Origin of the sequence: Saccharibacillus sp. JS10, assembly GCF_024436065.1 — a bacterium.
In the GTDB taxonomy this organism is placed as follows: Bacteria; Bacillota; Bacilli; order Paenibacillales; family Paenibacillaceae; genus Saccharibacillus.
Genome location: NZ_JANFNS010000004.1, coordinates 1 through 25,728, shown reverse-complemented (window position 1 = coordinate 25,728; position 25,728 = coordinate 1). Strand labels below are relative to the sequence as shown.

The 25,728-nt window shown below is 46.5% G+C and carries 24 protein-coding genes and 1 tRNA gene; 8 read left to right on the top strand and 17 right to left on the bottom strand.

Features of this window, described 5'->3' with window-relative positions; genetic code table 11:
- Positions 1–22: 22 nt before the first annotated feature.
- From rpsF to rpmH, 17 genes are all read right to left on the bottom strand, one after another.
- The gene (gene rpsF, locus NOM90_RS12995) at positions 23–313 is read right to left on the bottom strand and encodes a 30S ribosomal protein S6 (protein WP_255942489.1); all 291 of its coding nucleotides are present in this window, start codon (positions 311–313) and stop codon (positions 23–25) included.
- A 167-nt stretch (positions 314–480) separates the two neighbouring features.
- Positions 481–571, bottom strand: a tRNA-Ser gene (locus NOM90_RS12990).
- A 175-nt stretch (positions 572–746) separates the two neighbouring features.
- Positions 747–953 carry a DUF951 domain-containing protein gene (locus tag NOM90_RS12985; RefSeq protein ID WP_255942488.1) on the bottom strand — a complete coding sequence of 69 codons (207 nt, stop codon included), beginning with the start codon at positions 951–953 and terminating at the stop codon, positions 747–749.
- An 18-nt stretch (positions 954–971) separates the two neighbouring features.
- Entirely contained in the window at positions 972–2,057 is a 1,086-nt protein-coding gene (locus NOM90_RS12980; protein ID WP_370866608.1) for a mechanosensitive ion channel family protein, read from the bottom strand.
- A gap of 104 nt (positions 2,058–2,161) precedes the next feature.
- Positions 2,162–2,425 carry a putative Se/S carrier protein gene (locus NOM90_RS12975; protein ID WP_255942486.1) on the bottom strand — a complete coding sequence of 88 codons (264 nt, stop codon included), beginning with the start codon at positions 2,423–2,425 and terminating at the stop codon, positions 2,162–2,164.
- A complete protein-coding gene (locus NOM90_RS12970) occupies positions 2,422–2,928 on the bottom strand; it encodes a DUF4446 family protein (protein ID WP_255942485.1) in 507 nt (168 codons plus the stop codon). Before NOM90_RS12970 ends, NOM90_RS12975 begins: the two co-directional genes overlap by 4 nt.
- Positions 2,929–3,002: 74 nt before the next feature.
- The gene (locus NOM90_RS12965; RefSeq protein ID WP_255942484.1) at positions 3,003–4,172 is read right to left on the bottom strand and encodes an aminotransferase class V-fold PLP-dependent enzyme; all 1,170 of its coding nucleotides are present in this window, start codon (positions 4,170–4,172) and stop codon (positions 3,003–3,005) included.
- Between the two features lie 23 nt (positions 4,173–4,195).
- Positions 4,196–5,050, bottom strand: a complete 855-nt coding sequence (locus NOM90_RS12960) for a ParB/RepB/Spo0J family partition protein (protein WP_255942483.1) — start codon at positions 5,048–5,050, stop codon at positions 4,196–4,198.
- Positions 5,043–5,804 (bottom strand): ParA family protein, encoded by a 762-nt coding sequence (locus tag NOM90_RS12955; RefSeq protein ID WP_255942482.1) that lies wholly within the window; start codon positions 5,802–5,804, stop codon positions 5,043–5,045. The genes NOM90_RS12960 and NOM90_RS12955 overlap by 8 nt, the downstream gene beginning before the upstream one ends.
- Positions 5,805–5,838: 34 nt before the next feature.
- Positions 5,839–6,657 (bottom strand): nucleoid occlusion protein, encoded by an 819-nt coding sequence (gene noc / locus NOM90_RS12950; protein ID WP_255942480.1) that lies wholly within the window; start codon positions 6,655–6,657, stop codon positions 5,839–5,841.
- 354 nt (positions 6,658–7,011) lie between these two features.
- The gene (gene rsmG / locus NOM90_RS12945) at positions 7,012–7,734 is read right to left on the bottom strand and encodes a 16S rRNA (guanine(527)-N(7))-methyltransferase RsmG (RefSeq protein ID WP_255942479.1); all 723 of its coding nucleotides are present in this window, start codon (positions 7,732–7,734) and stop codon (positions 7,012–7,014) included.
- Between the two features lie 2 nt (positions 7,735–7,736).
- On the bottom strand, positions 7,737–9,623 hold the full coding sequence (gene mnmG / locus NOM90_RS12940; protein WP_255942478.1) for a tRNA uridine-5-carboxymethylaminomethyl(34) synthesis enzyme MnmG: 1,887 nt from the start codon (positions 9,621–9,623) through the stop codon (positions 7,737–7,739).
- Between the two features lie 44 nt (positions 9,624–9,667).
- On the bottom strand, positions 9,668–11,044 hold the full coding sequence (gene mnmE, locus NOM90_RS12935; RefSeq protein WP_255942477.1) for a tRNA uridine-5-carboxymethylaminomethyl(34) synthesis GTPase MnmE: 1,377 nt from the start codon (positions 11,042–11,044) through the stop codon (positions 9,668–9,670).
- A gap of 214 nt (positions 11,045–11,258) precedes the next feature.
- Positions 11,259–12,098 carry an RNA-binding cell elongation regulator Jag/EloR gene (gene jag / locus NOM90_RS12930; RefSeq protein WP_255942476.1) on the bottom strand — a complete coding sequence of 280 codons (840 nt, stop codon included), beginning with the start codon at positions 12,096–12,098 and terminating at the stop codon, positions 11,259–11,261.
- 83 nt (positions 12,099–12,181) lie between these two features.
- Positions 12,182–13,057 carry a YidC/Oxa1 family membrane protein insertase gene (locus NOM90_RS12925; protein WP_255942475.1) on the bottom strand — a complete coding sequence of 292 codons (876 nt, stop codon included), beginning with the start codon at positions 13,055–13,057 and terminating at the stop codon, positions 12,182–12,184.
- Positions 13,058–13,211: 154 nt separating this feature from the next.
- Complete coding sequence (gene rnpA / locus NOM90_RS12920; protein ID WP_255942474.1) at positions 13,212–13,562, bottom strand: ribonuclease P protein component; 351 nt, start codon at positions 13,560–13,562, stop codon at positions 13,212–13,214.
- 69 nt (positions 13,563–13,631) lie between these two features.
- A complete protein-coding gene (rpmH, locus tag NOM90_RS12915) occupies positions 13,632–13,766 on the bottom strand; it encodes a 50S ribosomal protein L34 (RefSeq protein WP_018976936.1) in 135 nt (44 codons plus the stop codon).
- 995 nt (positions 13,767–14,761) lie between these two features.
- On the opposite strand from rpmH, the gene dnaA reads away from it, so the two are divergent.
- From dnaA to NOM90_RS12875, 8 genes are all read left to right on the top strand, one after another.
- The gene (dnaA, locus tag NOM90_RS12910; protein WP_255942468.1) at positions 14,762–16,117 is read left to right on the top strand and encodes a chromosomal replication initiator protein DnaA; all 1,356 of its coding nucleotides are present in this window, start codon (positions 14,762–14,764) and stop codon (positions 16,115–16,117) included.
- 157 nt (positions 16,118–16,274) lie between these two features.
- Positions 16,275–17,417 carry a DNA polymerase III subunit beta gene (gene dnaN, locus NOM90_RS12905; RefSeq protein ID WP_255942466.1) on the top strand — a complete coding sequence of 381 codons (1,143 nt, stop codon included), beginning with the start codon at positions 16,275–16,277 and terminating at the stop codon, positions 17,415–17,417.
- A gap of 23 nt (positions 17,418–17,440) precedes the next feature.
- A complete protein-coding gene (yaaA, locus tag NOM90_RS12900; RefSeq protein ID WP_255942464.1) occupies positions 17,441–17,659 on the top strand; it encodes a S4 domain-containing protein YaaA in 219 nt (72 codons plus the stop codon).
- A gap of 157 nt (positions 17,660–17,816) precedes the next feature.
- Positions 17,817–18,926 carry a DNA replication/repair protein RecF gene (gene recF, locus NOM90_RS12895; RefSeq protein ID WP_255942462.1) on the top strand — a complete coding sequence of 370 codons (1,110 nt, stop codon included), beginning with the start codon at positions 17,817–17,819 and terminating at the stop codon, positions 18,924–18,926.
- 29 nt (positions 18,927–18,955) lie between these two features.
- On the top strand, positions 18,956–19,207 hold the full coding sequence (gene remB / locus NOM90_RS12890) for an extracellular matrix regulator RemB (protein ID WP_255942460.1): 252 nt from the start codon (positions 18,956–18,958) through the stop codon (positions 19,205–19,207).
- Between the two features lie 115 nt (positions 19,208–19,322).
- Complete coding sequence (gyrB, locus tag NOM90_RS12885; protein ID WP_255942458.1) at positions 19,323–21,239, top strand: DNA topoisomerase (ATP-hydrolyzing) subunit B; 1,917 nt, start codon at positions 19,323–19,325, stop codon at positions 21,237–21,239.
- Between the two features lie 225 nt (positions 21,240–21,464).
- Entirely contained in the window at positions 21,465–24,011 is a 2,547-nt protein-coding gene (gene gyrA, locus NOM90_RS12880; RefSeq protein WP_255942456.1) for a DNA gyrase subunit A, read from the top strand.
- A gap of 256 nt (positions 24,012–24,267) precedes the next feature.
- A complete protein-coding gene (locus NOM90_RS12875; RefSeq protein ID WP_255942455.1) occupies positions 24,268–25,356 on the top strand; it encodes an HD-GYP domain-containing protein in 1,089 nt (362 codons plus the stop codon).
- Positions 25,357–25,728: the final 372 nt, after the last annotated feature.

Genomic DNA, 25,728 nt, shown 5'->3' with positions numbered 1-25,728 from the left:
CCTTTGCCGATTAGCTCGACTGTTACTTCGTTGGTACTGCGGTAATCAGGTAGCGGATGACATCATCGGAAATTTTCATGACACGTTCAAGTTCAGTAACAACAGCTGGTTCAGCTGTGAAGTTAGTCAGAACGTAGAATCCGTCGCGGAATTTCTTGATCTCATACGCGAGACGACGTTTACCCATAGCATCGTGCTTGGTAATTTCGCCGTTACCGTCAGTGATGATGCCAGAGAATCTATTGATTGCAGCGTCTACAGTTTCTTGTTCAACGTCTGGACGAATAATGTACATCACTTCATAGTTACGCATATGTTTCACCTCCTTTTGGTCTAAGGCCCCTAATCAAGTCAGGAGCAAGGAACGGGCTGTAAGCCCGGACCGTATTATTATATCAGACTTTGTAATAGGCATCAACTACATTTTCAACCTTTACAAAACAAAAAAACGACCCTCGGTCGTTAGTCTGAGTAACAATATGGCGGAGAGGGTGGGATTCGAACCCACGCACGCTTTGACACGCCTAACTGATTTCGAGTCAGCCCCCTTGGGCCTCTTGGGTACCTCTCCAAAAATAAGTGTCACAACAGAATTTATTATATAGCAGGCAAATATAAAAATCAAGTGTTATTATGCCGGGATATACAAAAAACTTTTTGAAAAACAAATGACTCCAAGTCGGATCCATCTCTTGCCATAAGCTAAAGATAGAGCTGCCTTGGAGTCCATAGTGGGAGTCTACAAATCACTCCGAATCAGCTTCTGCTGATTTCAATACTTTTTTCATACTTTTCTCAAACTTAACCCGTGGAATCAATACGCTATGCTGACATCCGACACATTTGATTCGGATATCCATCCCCATACGTATAATTTCCATTTCGTTACTCCCGCAAGGATGCGGCTTTTTCATTTGTACAATGTCCCCAAGGCCAAACACTTTGCGCTCCAACGAAGCCACCCCTTTCACTTACTGCGCCGAATGTGGTTTATCTTCCGTGTTCGGCTTTTTTTCTGCATCCGTTTTTTCCGATTCCGGCTTACCTGGTCCCTCGGATTTAGGCTCCGTAAGTACCAAAGGCTTGGATTCTTCTTCCAATTGCGCGTTACGCTCCGCTTCTTCCGCCAACGCTTGCTTCAAAGCATCGCTGCGTTCCATCGCTCTTTTCACTTCGCCGCGAATCATACTTTCAACTTCAGCTTGAGCGTTCGGAGAGCAACTCACCGCGATTCGTAGTGTATACTCCCCTGTCGTCATCGCTTGAATCCCGAGAATTTTCGGATCGGCAAGCACTTTCTGATTTTCGCTGCGTACTTTTTCCAACGACCGTGCAACGAGATGATTAGCTTCGTCGAGCGAACGGTCGGCGCTCATCGGAATATCAATGACAGCTTTAGCATCCGCTAGCGAGAAGTTCGTCACATTCGTGATCGTTCCGTTTGGAATCGCGTAGACTTCGCCATTCCAATTGCGCAGCCGAGTCGTACGTAGCCCGATGACTTCAACCGTTCCTTTGAACGTCGCAATCTGTACCACGTCACCGACTGCGAACTGATCTTCGAATACGATAAAAAATCCGGTAATGACGTCTTTCACCAAACTTTGTGCGCCGAAGCCGATCGCAAGCCCGATCACACCCGCACCCGCAATCAGCGGAGCCAGGTCATAACCAAGTTCGGAAATAATCAACATCAGCATCATAAAGTTCAGTACGATAACGACCATATTTTTTAGCAGTTTACCGATCGTGACGAAGCGGCGCGGTTTAACGCGAAATTTATTTTCTCCACTATGTTGTTTTTGCTTGAGTAGAGCACGATCGATCACTTTGTAAAAAACACGAATCGCAATCTGCACAAGCAAAACAATCAGTACGATTCGAAGCGCCGTATCTGCAAGCCCCCACCACATCGCAGGATCTGTGACTTTCTCCCATAGACTCGATGTAAAAGATAAAGCTTCTTTGACCGTATCGCCCGGTTCCGATTCATTTCCTGTTCCTTCTGTACCTGTTGTTGCACTTAACATCCAAAAAGGATTCAACAATCGTAACACTCCTTCCTCGCTACCTGGTTTCGTAGTTTGTACCTGAATGCCACTGCCGCAAGCCTCTTAGGGTAGTCTTTGTCATCGGGATTGGCTTTCGTTGCTGAAGTGCATTAGACCCATTGTTCGAAAGAAGAGTCTCCAGAAGCTGAAGATGGGTTAGATCGAAAAACACCTCGGATTTCAATATGTTCCGCTTTGACAATCTCTATAATCCGGTCTACTTCTTGAGCAGAAAAAGAAAGACTGAGCGCACATCCGGCTGTAATCTCACTCGGTGTCGGAATCATTTCGAATACAATCGCTTTTTGTTCCAGCAGCATTTCTGCGCGAAGCGCTTGCTGCGAAGAATCGAACGCCATCACAAAAGTATTCATGTTCGACCTTCGAGTCGTGCTAATTCAATCGCTTCTTTTTCTTCCGGAGATAACGCATATTTGGAGCTGCCTTGTTCAAGCGGTTTGGCATAGACATACGAGCTATCGCGATTATGCAGACCGCTGATCACGATTCCGTTGTCTAATTCGTCTAGAAGGGCTACCGAGAAACTAAGATCGCTGCCTTGATCGGAAAACGCATTATAACGCTTCATCCCAAGTTTGGATTTCGACATCCGCTGACGTTGTTCGATCATCATTAAAGAACGGCGCTGCTTTTCTTGCTCGTCTTCTACAGAGTCGGTCTGCGTTTTCAAATTCAGCAATAACGATTCCAGATCTTCCACGCCTGCCCCCGCCATCATCCGCTCATACCGTTTGCGCATTCGGCTGATCTTCACCGACTGAATCAATACGATCAGGAGTAGAAAAAGAACCAGTACGGTCACGACGGACAAGATCACGAATAATTGTTCAGAGACTAATTGATTTAATTCTGTCATGCTTTGACTCTTCCCCTTCTATACGCTTGTCTGCGGCAGGTACATTTTCGATATTTACCCGATTCGTTACGGAGTTACACCGAACTGGCAATATGTCGTACTGCGTCAACCAACGCTTCTACATCTTTTTTTGTTGTGTCATAACCGAAGCTGCTACGCACGGCTCCGCTTAAAGTCGTATTCGCGGATTGATGGGCAAGCGGCGTACAATGATAACCCGCGCGCACCGCAATCCCATATTCTCGATCCAAACGAAAAGCGAGTGCCGACGGATCAATACTTTCCAAGATAAAAGAAACGATACCCGTGCGCGGTTCTCCCAATTGGGGTCCAAGCAGACGTAGTCCTCGTACAGCGGACAATTGCTCTATCGCATATTGAGTGAGCAGCCATTCATGATGTCCAATCACGGACACTCCGATATCTTTTATATACCGAACGCCAGCACCGAGTCCCGCAATTCCGACGGTATTCGGTGTGCCTGCTTCATAACGATCTGGACGAACAGAAGGTTGATCCACTTCTTCGGATTGACTCCCTGTTCCGCCATAGATAAGCGGTTCTAAATCCAACGACGGCGAGATATAAAGACCTCCGGTTCCTTGCGGACCCAGCAATCCTTTATGACCGGGAAAAGCCAGCATATCGATCCCAAGCGCTTTTACATCTACCGGAATACTGCCAGCACTTTGCGCCGCGTCAACCAGTAGCCAAGCTCCGACGCTTTGAGCAATTTCAGCAATCTCCTGAATCGGAAGAATACTGCCGAGCAGATTCGAACTATGATTGCAGACGATTAAACGAGTCTTTCTGCTGCATAGCTTACGAAGCTCGCTCAGATCGATCTGCCCAGCTTCATCAACAGTCACGTAATCCACATCTACCTGATACTTTTTACGCATATATTCCAGCGGTCGGCGCACCGAATTGTGTTCCATCATCGTGGTGACCACATGGTCGCCCGGTTGCAGACAACCTTGTATGCCTTGATTTAAAGCAGCTGTCGTATTGGGCATGAATGCAATATCGCTTGGGTTGGATACGCCGAATAACGAAGACAATTCAAGCCGGGTACGCATCAGTACGCGACCCGCAGCAATCGCCATTTTGTGACCACCCCGACCCGGGTTTGCAGCTTCTTCTCGCATTGAATGTTGCATCGCTTGAAGAACCGATTCAGGCTTTGGAAAAGACGTTGCGGCATGATCCAGATAAATGACCGGTTGATGAATAGTGTCGTTCATTTTCTTGGCTCCTTCCGATCCGATTATTGAAGCAAGTCCAATAACCGCTGCAAGTCTTGCTGATTGTAATAACTAAGCTCGATTTTGCCTTTTTCTTGACTGCCGGGTTTGATCTTGACCGTCGTTTTAAAATGTTCACGAAGTGAATCTTCGACGTTTGCGATATAAGGATCACGTCTTTTAAGCTTATTTTTCGTTTTGCTTTTCGACTTGCTTCCGGCTTCTTGCACCGCTTCTTCCAACTCGCGAACACTCCATTTTTGCGCAATCGCTTGTTCGGCTAATTGGATTTGGAGCGCCGGCTGCTTAAGCCCTACGATAGCTTTGGCATGACCCATCGACAGCGTTCCACGTGAAACACAGTCTTTCACTTCTTCCGGAAGCGTAAGTAAACGTAAAAAGTTAGCGATATGCGAACGCGATTTTCCGACTTTGACCGAAAGGTCTTCCTGCGTCATTTTGAACTCGTCCATCAGCGATTGATAAGCGACTGCGATCTCCATCGCATTCAAGTTTTCACGCTGCACATTTTCGATCAACGCAATCTCCATCACTTGCTGATCGGTAAATTCACGGACAACAGCGGGAATCTCTGTGCGCCCTGCCAAAGCCGAAGCTCTAGTCCGCCGTTCACCGGCAATAATTTCATAACCTTTTAATACACTACGCACGATGATCGGCTGAATCACGCCATGCTGCCGAATCGATTCTGCAAGTTCTCGCAATGCTTCTTCATCAAAAGTATGTCTGGGTTGATACGGATTGGCGCGAAGCCGGTTCAGCGGAACCTCGACGATCTGGTCGCTCTCACTGACCGACAAAGAAGGAATCAAAGCATCTAGCCCTTTTCCCAAGCCTTTACCTAACTTCTTATTCACCGATAACCACTTCCTTTGCCAGCTCCATATAGACTTCGGCTCCTTTAGAACGCGGATCGTAGGTCATAATCGTCTGACCGTGTGATGGCGCTTCGCTTAAACGCACATTACGCGGAATGATTGTTCCGTATACTTTATCTTGGAAATATTTTTTCACTTCCTCGATGACTTGAATCCCGAGGTTCGTTCGTGCATCAAGCATTGTCAGCAATACACCTTCGATCTGAAGTTCGGTATTGAGGTGCTTTTGCACAAGACGCACGGTATTGAGCAATTGGCTCAGACCTTCTAACGCGTAATATTCGCACTGGATCGGAATGATCACCGAATCGGCAGCCGTCAACGAATTGATAGTGAGAATGCCGAGAGAAGGTGGGCAATCGATCAAAATATAATCGTAGTCTTTTTTGACTAAATGAATATTTTTCTTTAATCGAAGTTCACGGGTCACGACCGGGACAAGTTCGATCTCGGCACCTGCTAGTTGAATCGTAGCTGGAATGACATCTAGCCCTTCAATATGCGTTGAGACAATCACTTCGTTCGGATGAACTTCATTGATCAAAATATCGTAGATACAATGTTCGACGTCCGCTTTGTTGATCCCGACGCCGCTTGTCGTGTTGCCTTGCGGATCAATATCGATCAGGAGCACACGCTTGCCTAGCTTGGCTAGACCGGCGCTTAAATTTACAGAAGTCGTGGTTTTGCCGACGCCGCCTTTTTGATTGGCAATCGCTATAATTTTAGACAATCGGATTCACCTCGGTTGGCTTTTGATGATTCCGCTATGACTTCTTCGGAATTCGAATCACGATCTCGTAATGGTCTCCTTGATCCGCTTCCGTCGTCTGAATATCCATACCTGATCCGGATACCATATCGATCGACTGACGAATCGTGTTGAGTGCGAGACGAACATCTTTGGTATACGAGACTTTTTTGGACTTAGGGGTAGACTTCACTTGTTTGTAAAAAGCAACTCTGGCTTCCGTCTGCTTCACATTCAATTCTTTGTCGATGATTTCTTGCAGCACTTTCAGTTGTCGCTCTTCATTACTCAAAGACAGCAAAGCGCGAGCATGACGCTCTGTGATTTTCCGTTGGATCAACGCTTCTTTGACGCCTTCCGGCAATTGCAGAAGCCGAAGCTTATTCGCAATCGTCGATTGGCTTTTGCCCAAACGCTGCGCCAGACTTTCTTGCGTCAACTGATGCAGCTCCAGCAACTTCTCGTAAGCAACCGCTTCTTCGATCGCCGTCAGCCCTTCGCGCTGTAAATTTTCGATCAGCGCAATCGAAGCGGTCTGCGAATCGTTAAATTCACGCACAATTGCGGGAATCGTAGGCAGCCCTAATTTTCGCACCGCGCGCCAGCGGCGTTCGCCTGCAATAATCTCATGCTTACCGTCTCGCATCCGAACCACGATCGGTTGAATAATGCCATGCGTGCGTATCGTTTGACACAACTCTTCGATCTTTTCTTCATCAAAGATCGTGCGCGGCTGATAAGGGCTACTCACAATATCGTCGATTGGAACTTGCTTGATTTCGTCTCCGATCGAACGTTCTGTCAACCCGAATAACTTGGAAAATTGTTCTTTCATTCCGAACATGACCACCTATTCCGGGAAGGCGACCTTTTGCATCGTCCTTCTCAAGAAATTTCAACTCCCGATTTTGCATCATTGATCGGTTCACGACCATCCCGAAGCCGCTGCGTTCCCCCCGCATGATGCGGCAATACTTCTTTTCGATATCCATTTCATTCAAAAAAACCTACGAACAGACACTTTCAGTTTATCACTTTTTGTAGCTGAATCCTATCCTGAAATCGCTTCGAACATATTCGATAAACGAAAAAAAGATCATCTAAAAAATCGCGGTTAAGCGAAGCTTCAGATGACCTTATTTTTCGAGATTCAGTTATACCTGTAGCTGTTTCACGTGAAACAGAATGATTAAACCAACGGTTTTTTCAAAGGCAATCCCGGTGTACGCGGATACTTGAAAGGCGTGAACGCGGTTTTGAGAATACGAATAATATGGCGCTCCGAATCGTCGAAAGGCAAGCGGAACGCATCTACATCGGTAATCTCTCCGCGAAGTTCACGCAAGCTTTTCGCTGAATCCGTGATTTCTTCTGTAGGATCGGTACCTTTCATAGCGGCGAAAACACCACCAGGCTTTACGAAAGGCAGACAAAACTCGTTCAATACGGCAAGGCGAGCAACAGCGCGCGCGGTTACCAGATCGAAAGAATCGCGGTATCCGCGCTTATGTCCCCATTCTTCGGCTCTACCATGCAAAAACTCTGCGTTTTTCAAACCAAGACCTTCAGAAACAGCTTTAAGGAACGTGATCCGTTTATTCAGGGAATCGATAATGCAAAGCTTCAAATGCGGGAATACGATTTTGAGCGGAACACCGGGGAACCCAGCGCCCGAACCGATATCTGCGAGATTTTCGACCCGTTTCATATCGACGAAAAAAGCCAATGTGACGGAATCGTAAAAATGCTTTTCATACACTTGCTCGCGCTCTGTGATCCCGGTCAAATTCATTTTTTCATTCCACTCAACCAACAGTTCGTAATACGTCTCGAACTGCTGGAGTTGAGTGTCATTAATTTCGATGCCTTTTTCTTTCAATCGCTGAACAAATCGTTGCTGAATAGAATCCATACTTACCCCCGCGCAGCCGCTACCCGGTGGTACTGTTCCAGGTAAACGAGCAGAATCGAAATATCGGCAGGTGTTACCCCCGAGATACGTGAAGCTTGTCCGATCGACAACGGTCGAATCGCCGCTAGCTTTTGTTTGGCTTCCATCGCAAGACCGCGTACTTCGTCATAGATCAGGCCTTCAGGAATTTTTTTCTGTTCCATCTTTTTCAACTTTTCGACATGCGCCAATTGCTTCTCGATATATCCGGCATATTTCACTTGGATTTCGACTTGTTCTTTCATTTCTTCATCCAGCTCAATATCGGTCGGGATAATATCTTGAATATCGGTATACGATACTTCTGGGCGACGCAATAAAGTAAGCAGATCGGAACCGTTATGAATCTTAGCTGAATCCAGACGTTCCAATGTTGGGTTCACTTGATCCGGGTGTACTTTCGCTTTGCCCAGACGTTTTACTTCGGCTTCGACTTTCGCTTTTTTACTTTCAAAAGCGGCATAGCGCTCGTCCGGAATCAAGCCGATTTCATGACCGATCGGCGTAAGGCGCAGATCCGCGTTATCATGACGAAGAAGCAGACGATACTCGGCGCGCGAAGTTAGCAGGCGGTAAGGTTCGTTCGTTCCTTTGGTTACGAGATCGTCAATCAGCACGCCGATGTAACCTTGCGAGCGATCCAGTACAACGCCTTCTTTACCTTGGGCTTTGCGAGCAGCGTTGATGCCTGCCATAATGCCTTGACCTGCGGCTTCTTCGTAGCCCGATGTACCGTTGATTTGCCCAGCCGTGAATAGGCCTGGAAGCAGCTTCGTTTCAAGCGTCGGCCAAAGTTGCGTTGGAACCATCGCATCGTATTCAATCGCATAACCGTTACGCATGATTTCTACTTTTTCCATACCCGCGATCGTGCGAAGCATGCTTAATTGCACGTCTTCCGGCAAACTCGTGGATAATCCTTGTACATAATACTCCGACGTATTTTTACCTTCCGGCTCCAAAAAGATTTGGTGCTTCGATTTGTCGCTGAAGCGTACCACTTTGTCCTCGATAGACGGACAGTAACGCGGGCCCGTTCCTTCGATCAATCCGGAGAACATCGGCGCACGGTGTAGATTATCATTAATGATTTGATGCGTTTCTGGCGACGTATACGTCAACCAGCAAGGAAGCTGCTCATTCGTCGAACCTTTCGTTTCGTACGAAAAGAACTTCGGCTTATCGTCGCCCGGTTGAATTTCGGTTTTGGAAAAGTCGATCGTATCTTTGTGTACGCGTGGAGGCGTTCCTGTTTTGAATCGAACCAGATTAAAGCCAAGTTCGCGCAAATGTTCGGACAAACGAACCGAAGGCTGCTGATTGTTCGGGCCGCTTTCGTACATCAATTCGCCCATGATGATTTTGCCGCGCAGATACGTACCGGTCGTGATGACAACCGATTTTGCCAAGTAACGCGTACCGGTCTTCGTCAAGACGCCTACACATTTACCGTCTTCGACGATCAGTTCTTCGACCATGCCTTGACGCATCGTAAGATTCGGTTCTTTTTCCATCGTTTCTTTCATCGTTTGTTGATACGAGAATTTATCGGCTTGTGCGCGCAGTGCATGGACAGCTGGGCCTTTACCCGTATTCAGCATACGCATTTGGATAAAAGTTCTGTCGATATTGCGTCCCATTTCGCCGCCGAGCGCATCGATTTCACGTACCACATGCCCTTTTGCAGGTCCGCCGATCGACGGATTACAAGGCATGAACGCGACCATATCGAGATTGATAGTGACCATTAAAGTTTTGCAGCCCATACGAGCCGACGCCAACGCCGACTCTACACCGGCATGCCCGGCGCCTACGACGATAACGTCGAATTCTCCGCCTGTATATGTCATGAGTGATCCTCCTAATTAGATAACGTAAGATCCAATAGATTTGCTTATTTGCCGAGACAAAATTGAGAAAAGATCTGATCGATCAATGAATCTTGAGCCGTATCGCCGATGATTTCGCCCAGTTGCTCCCAAGCCATCCGCACATCAATCTGAATCATATCGATCGGAACGAAGATTTCGGCAGCTTCGATCGCATCGATCAACGAACGTTTCGTCTGATGTAACAGCGCGATATGACGTACATTCGAGACATAAGTCAAATCCGCGCTTTCAAGCTTACCTTCGAAGAACAAAGAAGAAATCGCTTCTTCCAGTCGATCTACGCCTTCGCCTTCTTTTACCGTCATCGGCACAATCAGCTCTTCTTTGTAGAACTGTTTTACTTTTTCGGTTTCGACTTTTTGCGGCAGATCCATTTTATTTAAAATGACGATCGATTGACGACCGCTGATTTGTTCCATCAATTGTTGTTCTTCTTCATTTAACTCGTCGCCATTATTGAGCACAAGCAAGATCAGGTCGGCTTCGTTCAAAGCAGTGCGGGAACGTTCAACGCCGATTTTTTCAACGACGTCCAGCGTTTCACGAATCCCTGCGGTATCGAGTAATTTCAACGGAATATTATTAATCGTAATAAACTCTTCGATGACGTCGCGCGTTGTACCCGGAATATCGGTGACGATCGCCCGGTTTTGTCTGGACAATGCATTGAGGAGCGAAGACTTCCCGACATTAGGGCGACCGACGATCGCGGTCGTAATACCTTCACGCAAAATTTTGCCTTGGCTCGCTGTTTTGAGCAGTCGGTCAATTTCGGTTAGCACAGAGCCGCATTTTTCTTGAATAAAAAGGGAAGTCATCGATTCCACGTCATGCTCAGGATAATCGATATTGACTTCGATATGGGCTAAAGTTTCGATCAAAGTCTGCCGCAATTCTTGAATACGGCGCGATAGATCCCCTTCGACTTGCTTGAACGCGACCGAAAAAGCTTTGTCCGACTTCGAACGAATCAGATCGATAACGCCTTCGGCTTGCGACAAATCGATACGTCCGTTCAAAAAAGCTCGTTTCGTGAATTCACCGGGTTCGGCTAAGCGGATACGTTGTTTGAGCAGCAGCTCCATAATGCGACGTACCGATACCACGCCGCCGTGTGCGCTGATCTCAACCACGTCTTCGGTCGTAAATGACTTGGGCGCCCGCATCAGCGTCACCAATACTTCTTCCATCTTTTCTTTGGTTTCTGGATCGATAATAAACCCATAATGAACCGTATGCGTTGCAGCTTCTGTTAGCGGTTGGGCGCTGCGAAACAATGAACTGACTTCGCTCACGGCTTCAGGGCCGCTCACTCGGATCACTGCTATACCGCCTTCGCCGACCGCTGTCGAAATGGCTGCAATCGTATCGCTAATCATCGGTATCCCTCTCTTTCTTGTTAACAATGGTTCGGTCTTATATGCAAGAAAAAACGGGAGGCTACACCACTCGCTGCGCAAGCTTCGGTTCCCCGTTTCTTTCGATTTCAAAGTCATAAATACAGAAGATCTCATTCTTCATCAAACAGCAGACGCCCTCTTCGCCTGAGGGCAAAGAGGGCGCTCGCCTGAATGCTTACTTTGGAGTAGGCGCTTATTTGAGCGTAATCACCACGCGGCGGTTCGGTTCTTCGCCGCGACTTCCCGTATTTACCCCGGGATGATTTTGCAATCGAGCATGGATGACTTTGCGTTCTTGCGGCGGCATCGGCTCCAGCACGACTTCTTTGCGACTACGAACAACTCGCTCCGCTAATCGATCTGCGAGATCTTCTAACGTTTTCGCACGGCGACGACGGAAGTTCTCGGCATCCAATGTCAGACGGACAAATTTATCCGAATCTTTATTGGCAACCACACTCGCCAATAATTGAAGAGCGTCTAAAGTCTGACCCCGACGTCCGATCAACATCCCAAGTTCAGGCCCGGAGATATCGAGCAGACCGCCTTCACGAGTTTTACGAACATCAACTTCAACATGAAGCCCCATCGTTTCGGCAACATCGCGAATAAAGTCAGCCGCTTCGTGATAACGTTCCATTGGGCTTGTGCCCAGCGACTCTTCAGACTGCGCCGAATGCTCTTGCAAAGAACGGATCGCCGAATTTTCTTGTTCTCTACGCGGAGCCGACTTGGGATCGACCGAAGAAGAAACATTCATCGGTTTCGGCGTAGCAAGATTGGGGCTTTGAAGCCGCGTGGATTGATCGCTTGCGACTTCTTCCGCCAAAAGTTTCGGCGACGCTTCGTGATGAGAACGAATAAGCGTCAATTCGACTTTCGCTTTACGACCGCCGAATAGACCGAGGAACTTTTTGGACGGATGCTCCAGTACATTCACTTCAACCTGATCTCTGCTTACGCCAAGCTCATTAAGCCCTAACGAGACCGCTTCATCTACCGTTTTGCCTACAGCCGTCACTTTGCTCGTCATCGAATCCGCGCCCCCTCATGTTACGCTTCGTCTTTTGCACCTGCTCGTTTTTCAGCAATACATTTCTTTTGTTTCATTAATACTTAACGTTTTTTCTTTTTCTTTTTGCGACCCGAGACCGGACCTGCGCCTTTAGAAAGACTTACACCGCCATTTTTACCTGTAGGTGCTCCGCCTTGTTGAGCGATCGCCGCTGCTGCAGCTTTCGGTGTGTTGTTGCGATACAAGAAGAAGTTTTGCACGATGGTGTACACGTTACTCATTGCCCAGTACAGCGGCAGAGCAGACGGGAATTGATAACCCATGAAGAAGATCAAAATCGGGTATACGAACAACATGAACTTCATCGGTCCTTGTTGTTGCATTGGGTTTTGACGCATCATCAACCACGTTTGTAAGAACGTCGTTGCCGCTGCGAACAACGTCAATGGAATATCCGGTTTACCCAGTTCCATCCATAAGAAAGAGTGCTGAGCCAAATCGCTGTTATAAATAATCGCGTTATACAGCGCGATAAAAATCGGCATTTGGATAATCAAAGGCAAACAGCCTGCGGCAGGATTGACTTTGTTTTCTTGGAACAAACGCATTTGTTCTTGCTGCATGCGTTGTGGATCGTCTTTGAATTGTTCTCTCAGCTTTTGCATTTCCGGTTGGATCGCTTGCATCGCTTTGGAACTTTTCACCGATTTGATTGTCAGTGGCAAGATCAGCGTACGTACGATCAATACCAGCAATAGAACGGCAAGACCATATTCTCCCCCGAACCATTCTGCAAAGCTATCAAGTGCTAGTGCGAACCAGTACACGACATTGCTTTGCCAGAAGCTGCCGCTGTTTTTCAAGTCTTCCGTTGTATGCAGTGTCGTAGCTGGCGCGCAACCTGCAAGGACGGCAATCAGCAGAACAGCGGCGATAACCATCACCCACTTGCCTCTGCGTTTGAACAAATGAGACACTAGATAACCCCTCTCTTAACCTTCATGTTCCTGCACTCCCGCAGGATCTTCTCCCGCATCGGCAAACCGCTTGCAGTTGTGAAAATCATACCATAATTAGCCTTTCTTTTGAAACGTAAAAGAACGCTTACTTACAAAACGGCGTCGATCTTGCTCAACGCCCTTTCTTTTTGAGTAACGAAGACTTTCGAAGGACGTGCAGCACGCTCTTCTCCAATTCCTTATAATCCATATCGACCGCGCCTTTTCGAATAATGAAGACCAGATCGATATGATCGACAATCTCGCCGGCATGATGCCGAACGATTTCTTTCATTAAACGGCGAATCCGGTTCCGAACGACGGCATTGCCTACCTTTTTGCTGACCGATACGCCCATTCGAAACTGTTCAACGTCTCGTTTGTGAAACCAATACAAGACCAGCTGCCGATTGGCGAACGATTTGCCGTGACGATATACGCGAGTAAACTCGGCACGGTTCCGTAATCGTAACTTTTTTTGCACCTTTGCTCGCGTCCCCTTTATTAAGAAAAAAAGACCACCTGTAGGTGGTCTTCGCTCATGTGCTCAAGCTTACGCGCTCAGCACTTTTCTGCCTTTGAGACGACGAGCAGCCAGCACCTTGCGGCCGTTTTTCGTGCTCATTCTTTTACGGAATCCGTGCACCTTTTTACGCTTTCTGGTGTTTGGTTTGAAAGTAGGACCCATTACTATAGCACCTCCTTATACGGGTAGTACAGGTTTTGCAAAATGCGAAACCAATATAATTACACACATTCGTTCTTCTTCTCGCAGAACATGCCTTTTATCATTTAATCACGCGTTTCCAGCAAAGTCAAGCAAACTTCTTCGTCATCCTTCCTCTTTTTTCAAGAAAAAAAGGGGCGATAAATGCCTATATATAAGGAAAGGGAAATTTCACGAACGCTCTTCACTTCTTCTTCTCCCTCTTTTTGCATGCTGGAAACCTTATATTGCTGCGGCTCCTCGATCTTCCTTGTATCTTGTTCCTCTTTATTTTGGATTCAACTTTTTGGATTTTTCAAGTTCGCTCCCCCACCCTATTTACGACCATCAAATTTCATCTTCTTTTCCTTTTTCAAAAAGAGGTTCGCTTTCATTATGAAAAAGTTATCCACAAACCTCTTTTTACAACCCACTTGGAAAGCACGTTTTTACGTAACCTACTTTTCCACCGTATTGCCTTTTGGACTGTGCATAATTTTAAAAGTCACTTTTATTCACAGGTCGATTTTAAACACGTTATGAACAATATCTAGTGGTGTGGATAGTTTTTATACACAAGGTCTTGGTTTTGTGGATAAAATAGCGACAACCGTTGAAATGAACGGCTTCTTTTGCTATGATTAGATTACTTTTCGATGTGAATATTCGGTTTTAGCTTCTATATTATCAACAGTCTGTGGATAACGTTGTGAACAAGTACAATTTATCCATCTTTTTTTGTTCCCATCTCTATGGACGGTGGGGATAAACCCTCCCGACTTTTCTCGGTTTATCTTCTTTCTTGCTCCTTTTTCGCATATTCCGCTTCTTCATCGGCTTCCGGCCTGAGTGGGCGCGGCGGCGGAAGCGAGAAGTGCCATCGAAGAAGTAGTCCGAAGATAACCTGTAATTCCGAAAACTATTGGCGGAAGCGAAGGCTCAAGCCACATCGTATGATTGTAAAGGAGTGACAGTTTGTGGACAGCCATACCGCTCAATTGTGGCAACAAATTTTATCGATTATCCAAACGAAGTTAAGCAAACCCAGCTTCGATACCTGGTTCAAAGCCACTCAAGTCACTCAACTCACGCAAGGCGCATTAACGGTATCGGCACCTACGACTTTTGCAGTCGAATGGCTCGAAAGCCGATACACCAAGCTTGTTGCGCAAGTTGCTTTTGATGTTCTGGGTCGCAGCGTGACCGTTAAATTCGTGATCGAAGAACCTGGGCACGAAGAAGAATCATTGCAAAAGCAAATGACCCCGCCACCGGCTCCGGTGCAGGTCAATGTTGAAGCGAATACGAATATGTTGAATCCCAAATACACATTCGATACCTTCGTTATCGGTTCAGGCAATCGTTTTGCCCATGCGGCATCGCTCGCCGTCGCTGAAGCGCCGGCAAAAGCTTACAACCCTTTGTTTTTGTACGGAGGAGTAGGGCTTGGCAAAACCCATTTGATGCACGCGATCGGGCATTATATTTTGCAACATAATCCGAGCAGCCGCGTCGTTTATATCTCTTCCGAGAAATTTACGAATGAGTTTATTAACTCGATCCGTGACAACCGCGGTGAAAGTTTCCGGAATAAGTATCGCAATATCGATATTCTGCTGATTGATGATATTCAGTTCATCGCCGGAAAAGAATCGACGCAAGAAGAATTTTTCCATACGTTTAATGCTCTGCATGAAGAAAGTAAACAAATCATTATTTCCAGTGACCGACCTCCCAAAGAGATCCCGACATTGGAAGAACGTTTGCGTTCACGGTTTGAATGGGGATTGATTACCGATATTCAGCCACCGGATTTAGAGACGCGAATTGCGATTTTGCGGAAAAAAGCACGTGCGGAGAAGCTCGATGTTCCGAACGAAGCGATGATGTATATTGCGAATCAGATCGATACGAATATTCGTGAGCTTGAAGGGGCGTTGATTCGTGTTGTAGCGTATTCGTCGCTGACGAATCAAGATGTAACCGCGCATTTGGCCGCCGAAGCGTTAAAAGATATTATCCCGTCCAGCCGTCCGCGGATCATTACGATTCAAGATATCCAGCAGCGAGTCGGCGAATACTATAATTTAAAAATGGAAGACTTCAAAGCGAGAAAACGGACCAAAGCGATTGCTTTTCCGCGTCAAGTTGCGATGTATTTGTCTCGGGAATTGACCGACTACTCGCTGCCGAAGATCGGCGAAGCGTTTGGCGGGCGTGACCATACGACAGTCATCCATGCGCATGAAAAGATCACTCATTCGTTGAAAGTGGATCAAGAACTTTCAAAAGTTGTCCACAGTCTGACAGAAAAAATCAAAAACCCTTCCTGAATAAACGAAAAGCCTATGCACAACTTATACACATGTGGATAGGCTTAGTTTGTTATGTTTGTCGGGCATTTTGAACCTTTATCCACATATCCAGTGCCCCTACTACTTTTACTATAAAGATCTTAAATAATATATTCTCTATTACAGGAGTGACGAGATGAAAATCAGCATTTCCAAAACCCACCTCAGCGAAGCGATTCAACATGTATCCAAAGCCATTTCCAGCCGAACCACAATTCCGATTCTTGGCGGTATCAAATTCGATGTGGCTTATCACGGTGTGACTTTGACCGCAAGCGATACCGATATTTCGATCCAATCGTTTATTCCAGCCGAAGAAGGCAACAAAACCGTTGTAACCGTCGAAAAAGTGGGCAGCGTTGTGCTTCCTGCTAAATTTTTCGTTGAGATTATCAAAAAATTGCCGACTCAAGAAATCGAAATGGAAGTCGGTAGTGGTTTCCAAACCTTTATCCGTGCCGGCGCAACCGATATTCAGTTAGTCGGATTAGATCCCGAAGAATTTCCGGTATTGCCGAGCATCGAAGAAAACCGCATACTATCCGTACCTGGAGATTTGCTCCGCCATATGATTCGTCAGACGGTCTTCTCCATTTCGACGCAAGAAACAACACCGATCTTGACCGGCGTAATGTGGAGTTTGAAAGAAGGGCAACTCAAATTCGTGGCAACCGACCGCCATCGCCTTGCGACGCGTACGGTTAGACTTGAAGGATCAGAAGATTTGGAGTTTAATAACATCGTCATTTCCGGCAAAACGTTAAACGAATTAAGCAAAATCATTCCGGATCAAAATACACTGGTCGAAATTGTCGTTGCGGACAACCAAGTGTTGTTCAAAGTCGATCGTGTTCTGTTCTATTCGCGAATTTTGGACGGTTTGTACCCAGACACTTCGAAAATTATTCCGTCCAGTCACAAAACAAGACTTCTGCTCGATACGAAAAACTTGAGCGACTCGATCGACCGTGCTTATTTGCTGTCGCGCGAAGAAAAAACAAATATTGTCCGGATGCAGACGCTCGAAGAAGGCGGAGTCGAAATATCGTCCAGCTCTACGGAACTCGGTCGAGTGAAAGAAGAAATTGAACTTGCTGAGTTCGAAGGCGAACAACTTCGTTTGTCGTTTAACTCTAAATATATGCTCGACGTACTGAAAGTAATCGAAAGCGAGCAGCTGACGATCCGTTTCACTGGCGTAATGAGCCCGATCATTATCGAACCGACCGATGACAGCAACAGCTTGTACATCATCTTGCCGTACCGCACAACGAATTGATTTTTGGAAAGGAAGACCTAATCATGAATGAAGTTTCGATTCGCACGGAATACATCAAGCTAGACACCTTTTTGAAACTCGCCGACTGCATTTCGACAGGCGGAAGCGCCAAAATGTTGATCGCTGAAGGGCTGATCAAAGTAAACGGAGAAAGCGAAGAACGCCGAGGACGTAAGTTATATCCGGGAGACACGGTTGAAGTCGACGGAGAAGGTACGTATCAAGTCATTCAAGAAAAATAAATTGTTCCGATCTTCAATCGGCGGCAAAATATAGCGTGGTAACCGATTCGCTTATCGCGAACGAGCTACAATCCTTAGCGGACGGGGCGGCTTTGCAAGATGCAAAAGCGGCTCCGTCTTCATTTTGCGGCAGACGTACAGGAGGCATCGAAATCACGTGCAAGTTAGAGACATCGCACTCAGAAATTACCGCAACTATGACGAATTGAAACTGGAAAACTTCGGCAGCGTGAACTTGATGATCGGCAGAAACGCGCAAGGCAAAACAAATATGTTAGAGTCTTTGTTCGTTTTGGCTTTGACCAAATCGCATCGTACTTCTAAAGATCGAGAGTTAATTTCGTTCGGAGAAGACTCGGCATATGCAAGCTGTCATGTCGAAAAAAAGTACGGGAATGTGCATTTAGAATTATCGTTATCGCCCAAAGGAAAAAAAGCGAAAATCAACGGGCTGGAGCAGCGGAAGCTCAGTGATTTTATCGGAACGTTGAATGTGGTGATGTTTGCGCCTGAAGATTTGGAGATTGTCAAAGGTACACCCGGTATACGCCGCCGCTTTCTTGATATGGAAATTGGGCAAGTACAACCGAGCTATCTATTTCATTTGCAGCAGTATCAAAAAGTTTTGATGCAGCGAAACAATATGCTCAAGCAGTCTTACGGCAAAACCCCAGATCCGGTCATGATGGAGATTTGGAACGAACAGCTTGCCGAGCACGGAATCAGTATTGTTCGTCGCCGCAAGCGATTTATCCGCAAGCTACAGGTCTGGGCAGAAACTATCCACAAGGGGATAACTGGTGGCAGCGAACAATTGCTTCTTCGATACGTCCCTTCCTTTGGCGAAGCCGAAGAGGAAGATGAAGCTGTCTTATTGGAGCAATTTATGATAAAATTATCACAAGTGCGCGAACAAGAAATTCGTCGAGGAACGACGCTTGCAGGTCCTCATCGAGACGACCTTAGCTTTTTCATCAACGAAAAAGAAGTGCATAATTTCGGTTCTCAAGGTCAGCAGCGGACAACCGCACTTTCGCTTAAATTAGCGGAGATCGAATTGATCCATGAAGAGATCGGCGAATATCCGATTCTTCTGTTGGACGATGTCTTGTCCGAACTCGATCCGTACCGTCAGACCCAACTGATCGAGACGTTTCAAAGTCGGGTGCAGACTTTTATTACCGCGACCGGAATCGAAACGATTCATGCGGATAAGTTGCAAGGCGCCCATATTTATCAGGTCAGCGAAGGGCAGGTCGAATCCTAAAGCTTGTTTGAGGGAGGCTTCGAGTTCTTATGTATATTCATCTCGGCGGCGAAAAAATTATCCGTTCTTCGGAACTGATTGCGATTTTCGACGTGTCGATTGAAAAGTCTTCACGCATTTCCAAGCAGTTCGTGAACGCCGCTAAAGAAAACAAAGTGGTCGAAACGATTGGCGAAGAAGAAGCCAAATCGATCGTAGTTACCAAGTCCGTCGTCTATTATTCACCGATCTCTTCGGCAACGCTCAAAAAGCGTTCGAAGTCATTCGTATCGGGTCTATAGCGATTCCTTTTTTATATACGCCGCCCTTCTCGTTGCCGCTACCTGAGCTTCGAGAGCGGGCGTTTCGTATTCTTTTCTCACAATTTCACAACATACAGGAGTAGGTGAACGAAGCATGTCAATGGATCAACAATCGTATGATGCCAGTCAGATACAGGTTCTTGAAGGGCTTGAAGCCGTACGTAAACGACCGGGGATGTATATCGGTTCCACGAGTGAAAGAGGTCTTCACCATCTAGTATGGGAAGTCGTGGACAACAGTATCGACGAAGCACTCGCCGGGTACTGCGATCATATCGAAGTCATCGTACATGAAGACAACAGCGTAACCGTAATCGACAATGGACGCGGCATTCCAGTCGGCGAACATCCGAAGCTGAAACGTCCTGCACTTGAAGTCGTTATGACGGTCTTGCACGCAGGTGGTAAATTCGGCGGCGGCGGATACAAAGTATCTGGCGGTCTGCACGGCGTTGGCGTATCCGTTGTGAACGCATTGTCCGAGAAAGTCATTGTAAAAGTAAGACGCGATGGCAAAATTCACGAACAAGAATATCGTTACGGCGCTCCGCAATACGATTTGCGTGTAATCGGAGAAACCAGCGAAGAAGATACAGGAACCACAACAACGTTCCACCCGGATCCACAGATTTTCACGGAAACGACTGTTTTTAATTACACGACGCTGCTAACGCGGATTCGCGAATTGGCATTTTTAAATAAAGGCATCAAAATCTCGCTTCTTGACGAGCGTACCGGCGAAAATGCTTCGTTCCACTACGAAGGCGGGATCAGCGAGTATGTAGCGTTCTTGAACCAAAACAAAGAAGTGATTCAAGAGCAACCGATCTACGTTGAAGGACAACGCGATATGATCGCCGTCGAGATCGCGATTCAATACAACGATAGCTATACCGAAAATATTTATTCGTTTGCGAACAATATCCACACGCATGAAGGCGGCACGCACGAATCCGGCTTCAAAAGTGCCTTGACGCGGATTATCAACGATTATGCGCGCCGCGCTGGCGTTGTGAAAGACGCAGGTAATAACTTGACCGGTGACGACGTTCGCGAAGGTCTGACCGCGATTATCTCGGTTAAAATTCCTGAGCCGCAATTCGAAGGTCAAACGAAAACAAAACTCGGCAACAGCGAAGTACGCGGGATCGTAGAATCCTTGTTCTCTGAAAAGTTGACCGATTTCTTAAACGAAAATCCTTCGGCAGCGAAGCGAATTCTCGATAAAGGCCTGCAAGCGGCGAGAGCACGCGAAGCGGCAAAACGCGCACGCGAATTGACGCGCCGCAAAAATGTGCTTGAAGTTAGCGCCTTGCCAGGTAAACTTGCCGATTGTTCGTCGAAAGACGCTTCGATCTCCGAAGTGTATATCGTTGAAGGTGACTCCGCCGGCGGTTCGGCAAAACAAGGTCGCGACCGTCATTTCCAAGCGATTCTTCCGATTCGCGGTAAAATCTTAAACGTCGAAAAAGCACGTTTGGATCGTATTTTATCGAGCACGGAAATTCGCGCGATTATTACAGCGATCGGTACAGGTATCGGAGAAGACTTCGATATTGCCAAAGCCCGTTATCATAAAGTCGTCATCATGACAGATGCGGACGTGGACGGTGCGCATATTCGTACACTGCTGCTTACGTTCTTCTACCGCTACATGCGTCAGATTATCGAAGCCGGTTATGTCTATATCGCACAGCCGCCTTTATTCAAAATCGAGCGTAACAAAACGGTGTTGTATGCGGGTTCGGAAAAAGAGCGCGATGAAATCATTGCCGGTTTCGGTGAAGGCGTGAAAGTCAATGTGCAACGTTACAAAGGTCTGGGAGAGATGAATCCTACGCAATTGTGGGAAACGACGATGGATCCGGACGCTCGTACGATGATGCAAGTGAGCATCGGCGATGCGATGATCGCAGATACGATGTTCGATACCCTTATGGGTGACAACGTCGAACCTCGTCGCGACTTTATTAATGAGCACGCACAGTACGTGAAAAATTTGGATATTTAACGAAAGTACGTTTCGGCTGAAGCAGCTGCGTTTTTCAGAAGAGGCGACCCGTTTCGGGTTCGCCTTTTCTTTTTCGTTTCAAGCGTCTTTCTAGTACAAAATACGGACATTTGTTTGGATTGATGGTATAATAATAAGGATGTAGAAAGCTCGAATTTTAAAACTAAACCTTATGCTTATACAGATACCTATAACGTAATGTATCCAAGATAGAAGGAGGCCGTCATGGCGGAAGAACAAAGATCACAAGTCGTAGACCGGGATATTAGTACGGAAATGCAAGAATCCTTTATGGACTATGCAATGAGTATTATCGTCAGCCGCGCGCTGCCCGATGTAAGAGACGGGTTGAAACCCGTTCACCGCCGCGTATTATACGCGATGTCGGAACTCGGCATGTCCCCGGACAAGCCGCACAAAAAATCAGCGAGAATCGTCGGTGAAGTTATCGGTAAATATCACCCACACGGTGACTCTGCCGTTTATGAAACGATGGTACGTATGGCGCAAGACTTCTCGATGCGTTATATGCTCGTCAATGGACACGGTAACTTTGGTTCGATCGACGGTGACGGAGCGGCAGCGATGCGGTATACCGAAGCTCGTTTGTCGAAGCTCGCGATGGAAATGCTGCGCGATATTAACAAAGAAACAATTGATTTTCAAGATAACTACGACGGTGAAGAACACGAGCCGGTTGTTCTGCCTGCACGTTATCCGAACTTGCTCGTAAACGGCGTATCCGGGATCGCAGTAGGTATGGCGACCAATATTCCGCCGCACAATTTGGGTGAAGTTATCGACGGTGTACTTGCTTTAATCGAAAATCCGGATCTGGAACCGCTCGATCTGATGGAATATATTCAAGGCCCTGACTTCCCGACCGCTGGTTATATTTTGGGACGTTCAGGCATTCGCCAAGCGTATCAGACCGGTCGAGGTTCGATTACGATGCGTGCCAAAGCTGAGATTGAAGAATTCAGCAACAAAGCACGTATTGTCGTGACCGAGATTCCATACCAAGTCAATAAAGCGCGTTTGGTCGAAAAAATTGCTGAACTGGTACGCGAAAAGCGTCTGGACGGGATTACCGACTTGCGCGATGAATCTGACCGTACCGGTATGCGGATCGTGATCGAACTTCGCCGCGACGTGAACCCAAGTGTCGTGTTGAACAATTTGTATCGCCATACGGCAATGCAATCGACTTTTGGCGTGAACATGCTTGCGATCGTTAACGGTCAGCCTAAAATTTTGAATCTGCGCGACGTGTTGTATCACTATCTGGAGCACCAAAAAGAAGTGGTACGTCGCCGCACCGAATTCGATCTGAAAAAAGCCGAAGCTCGCGCACATATTTTGGATGGTTTGCGTATTGCGCTGGATCACCTGGACGAAGTCATTTCGATTATTCGCGGTTCACAAACGGCGGATGCCGCTCGCGAACAATTGACCGAGCGATTCTCGCTGAGCCAAGAACAGACGCAAGCGATTCTCGATATGCGTTTGCAACGTCTGACAGGTCTGGAACGTGAAAAGATCGAAGGCGAATACAATGAGCTGCTGAGCAGAATCAACGAATACAAAGCGATTCTTGCTGACGAGACGCTTCTGCTTGAAATCATTAGCAGTGAGCTGACTGAGATCAAAGAACGTTTCGCTGATGAGCGTCGTTCGGAAATCACAATCGGAGAAGACAGCATCTTGGATGAAGACTTGATCCCGCAAGAAGAAGTCGTCATTACGATTTCGCATACCGGGTATATCAAGCGTCTTCCTGCAAGTACGTACCGGAGCCAAAAGCGCGGCGGTCGCGGCGTTATGGGGATGGGAACGAAAGATGAAGACTTTGTCGAGCATCTGTTTGCGACCAACTCGCATAACCATCTGCTGTTCTTCACGGATCGAGGCAAAGTCTACCGGATCAAAGCTTATGAGATTCCGGAACTTAGCCGCACGGCTCGGGGAACACCGGTAATTAACTTGATCCAGATCGAGCAAGGCGAATCGATCAATGCGGTAATCCCGGTGCATGAGTTCAAAGAAGATCGGTTCTTATTCTTCTCGACGCGCCGAGGCATTGTGAAAAAGACGCCGCTGACCGATTACGGAAATATCCGTAAAGGTGGACTTATTGCAATCAATCTTCGCGAAGACGATGAATTGATCGGAGCTAGACTGACTGACGGAGAGCAAGAAATCATCATGGGTACAGCGTCGGGTCTTTCGATTCGTTTCAAAGAAAGCAATGTCCGTTCCATGGGACGTAGCGCTACAGGCGTCAAAGGGATTTCGCTTGAAGGCGAAGATACCGTAATTGGCATGGATGTTGTGAAATTGGATCGCGAAGTATTGATCGTAACCAGCAAAGGTTACGGCAAGCGGACACCAATTGGCGAGTACCGTGTTCAGACCCGTGGCGGTAAAGGGATCAAGACCATCAATGTTACGGACAAAAATGGCGAAGTCGCAAGTCTGAAAGTCGTAAAATCCGAAGAAGACTTGATGATTATCACGAATAACGGAACATTGATTCGCACCAGTATGGACGGCATCTCTTCGATGGGACGTTATGCGCAAGGTGTGAAGCTGATCAATATGCGTGAAGATGAAGCAGTTGCTACCGTTTGTCGGATCGATAAAAGCGAAGAAGTCGACGAAGACGAATTGCTTGAAGGCGATTTGGCAGAAGGCGAAGGTCAATCAGAGATAGCGAGCGCGGAAACTGCTGTTGAAGAAGCGCCAAACACTGAAGAAGAGTCGGCAGAATAACTTCAACATCTATATAAAGAATGAAAAGGAGGTTCTTCGGAACCTCCTTTTTGCTATAGGTTATGCTTTTTATATAAAAGAATAAATTTAGAACGTTTTCGGATATTTTTGGTATTGTTGAGCTTGGTATCACGGCATATAATCGAAAGAGTAAGCAAGCTGAACCTTTTATACTCAATCAAATGATCGCTCTTTCATAGATAACAGGTAGATTGACGATTAAAACGAAAGACCGCAATAAAGGAGGTGGACGACCGTGGTAAGTATCGCTGTAAAAGAACTCAAAGCAGGCAAAAAGATCGTAGCGGATGTCTATACGGAAAAAGGCAATTTACTTTTTCAAAAAGGTAGAGTCATTCTTCCTAAAGATTTAGAAATCCTACATGCTTTTATGATTGATTATGTTGAACTTCAAGAAGCAGCAACCACTAACGACAAAACAGCTTCAGAGCAATCCGGAGATTCGTCTTCGCAAAATGCTGAAACGCTGCACAATACGCCAGATCGTAGAGAACGACGTTTTATCGAAGAATACGAACAAATGGTTACGCTGATCAAAAACGGATTTCCGTCCGTGTTAGCGATGGAGATGCCGATTTTCCAGTGGCGCGCGCAGCTCGAAAAACTGATCGACCAAATTCAAGGGTATCGTATTTTAGGATTTACGCCGCGGATGCCGGATAAGCACGATTATATGTATCATCACGCCGTATTATGCGCTTTAACTTCATATATGCTAGCGCGCTGGATGAATGTTCCGCAAAAAAACTGGATTCAAGTCGCTTTAGCCGGACTGCTGCACGACATCGGTAAAGTGAAGATTGAACCGAATATTTTGCACAAGCCGGATCAGCTAGCTGCCGAAGAAAAATTAGAGATGAAAAATCATACGACTTACGGCTATCACATCCTTAAAAACGCGACAGCTTTGCAAGAAGGCGTACTTTTAGCAACTCTTCAACATCATGAGCGTGTAGACGGCAGTGGCTATCCGTTCGGATCTACCGGAGAAAAGCTGCATATCTATTCGAAGATCGTCGCTGTAGCCGATATCTTCCATGCAATGACGCTTGATCGACGTTACCAAGGTTCGACTTCGCCTTATCTCGTGCTAGAACAACTGGAGAAAGATTCGTTCGGCAAACTTGATCCTACTATTGTACGTACACTCATTAAGCATACGACTCAGTTATCGTTAGGCACGCGGGTTAAACTTAGCAATCGTAAGATGGGGGAGATCGTTTATGCCGATGCCCATCAACCGACCAGACCTATCGTTTCGAGTAATGGCGAGATTATCAACTTAATTCAAGATCGTCAGTTATATATTTTAGAAGTGTTATAAAAAGATAAGTGGTATCTAAAGCGTGTGTGGAAAAGGCTTCTGAGCAATCAGAAGCCTTTTTTATACGAATATATCGTTTCTTTGAAAAAAATGCTTGCTTTCTTGATATCAGCGTGATATATTCTAAGAACGGCTTTGCGAGAGCAACCGTGGCGTTCGAACTTTCGAGCCAGTCCAATTGAGATCGATATTACGCTTTGAAAAAGCGAAATAAAAGATTTTAAAAAAAAGACTTGCAAAACGAAAACGAACGTGCTAATATATAAGAGTTGCTGCTGCGAGCGAAACACTGAGCGGCAGAAACGAAAATCAAGTGTTTGTTCCTTGAAAACTGAACAGTAAGTGAGTCGCGATCATGCAGATGATCGTGAG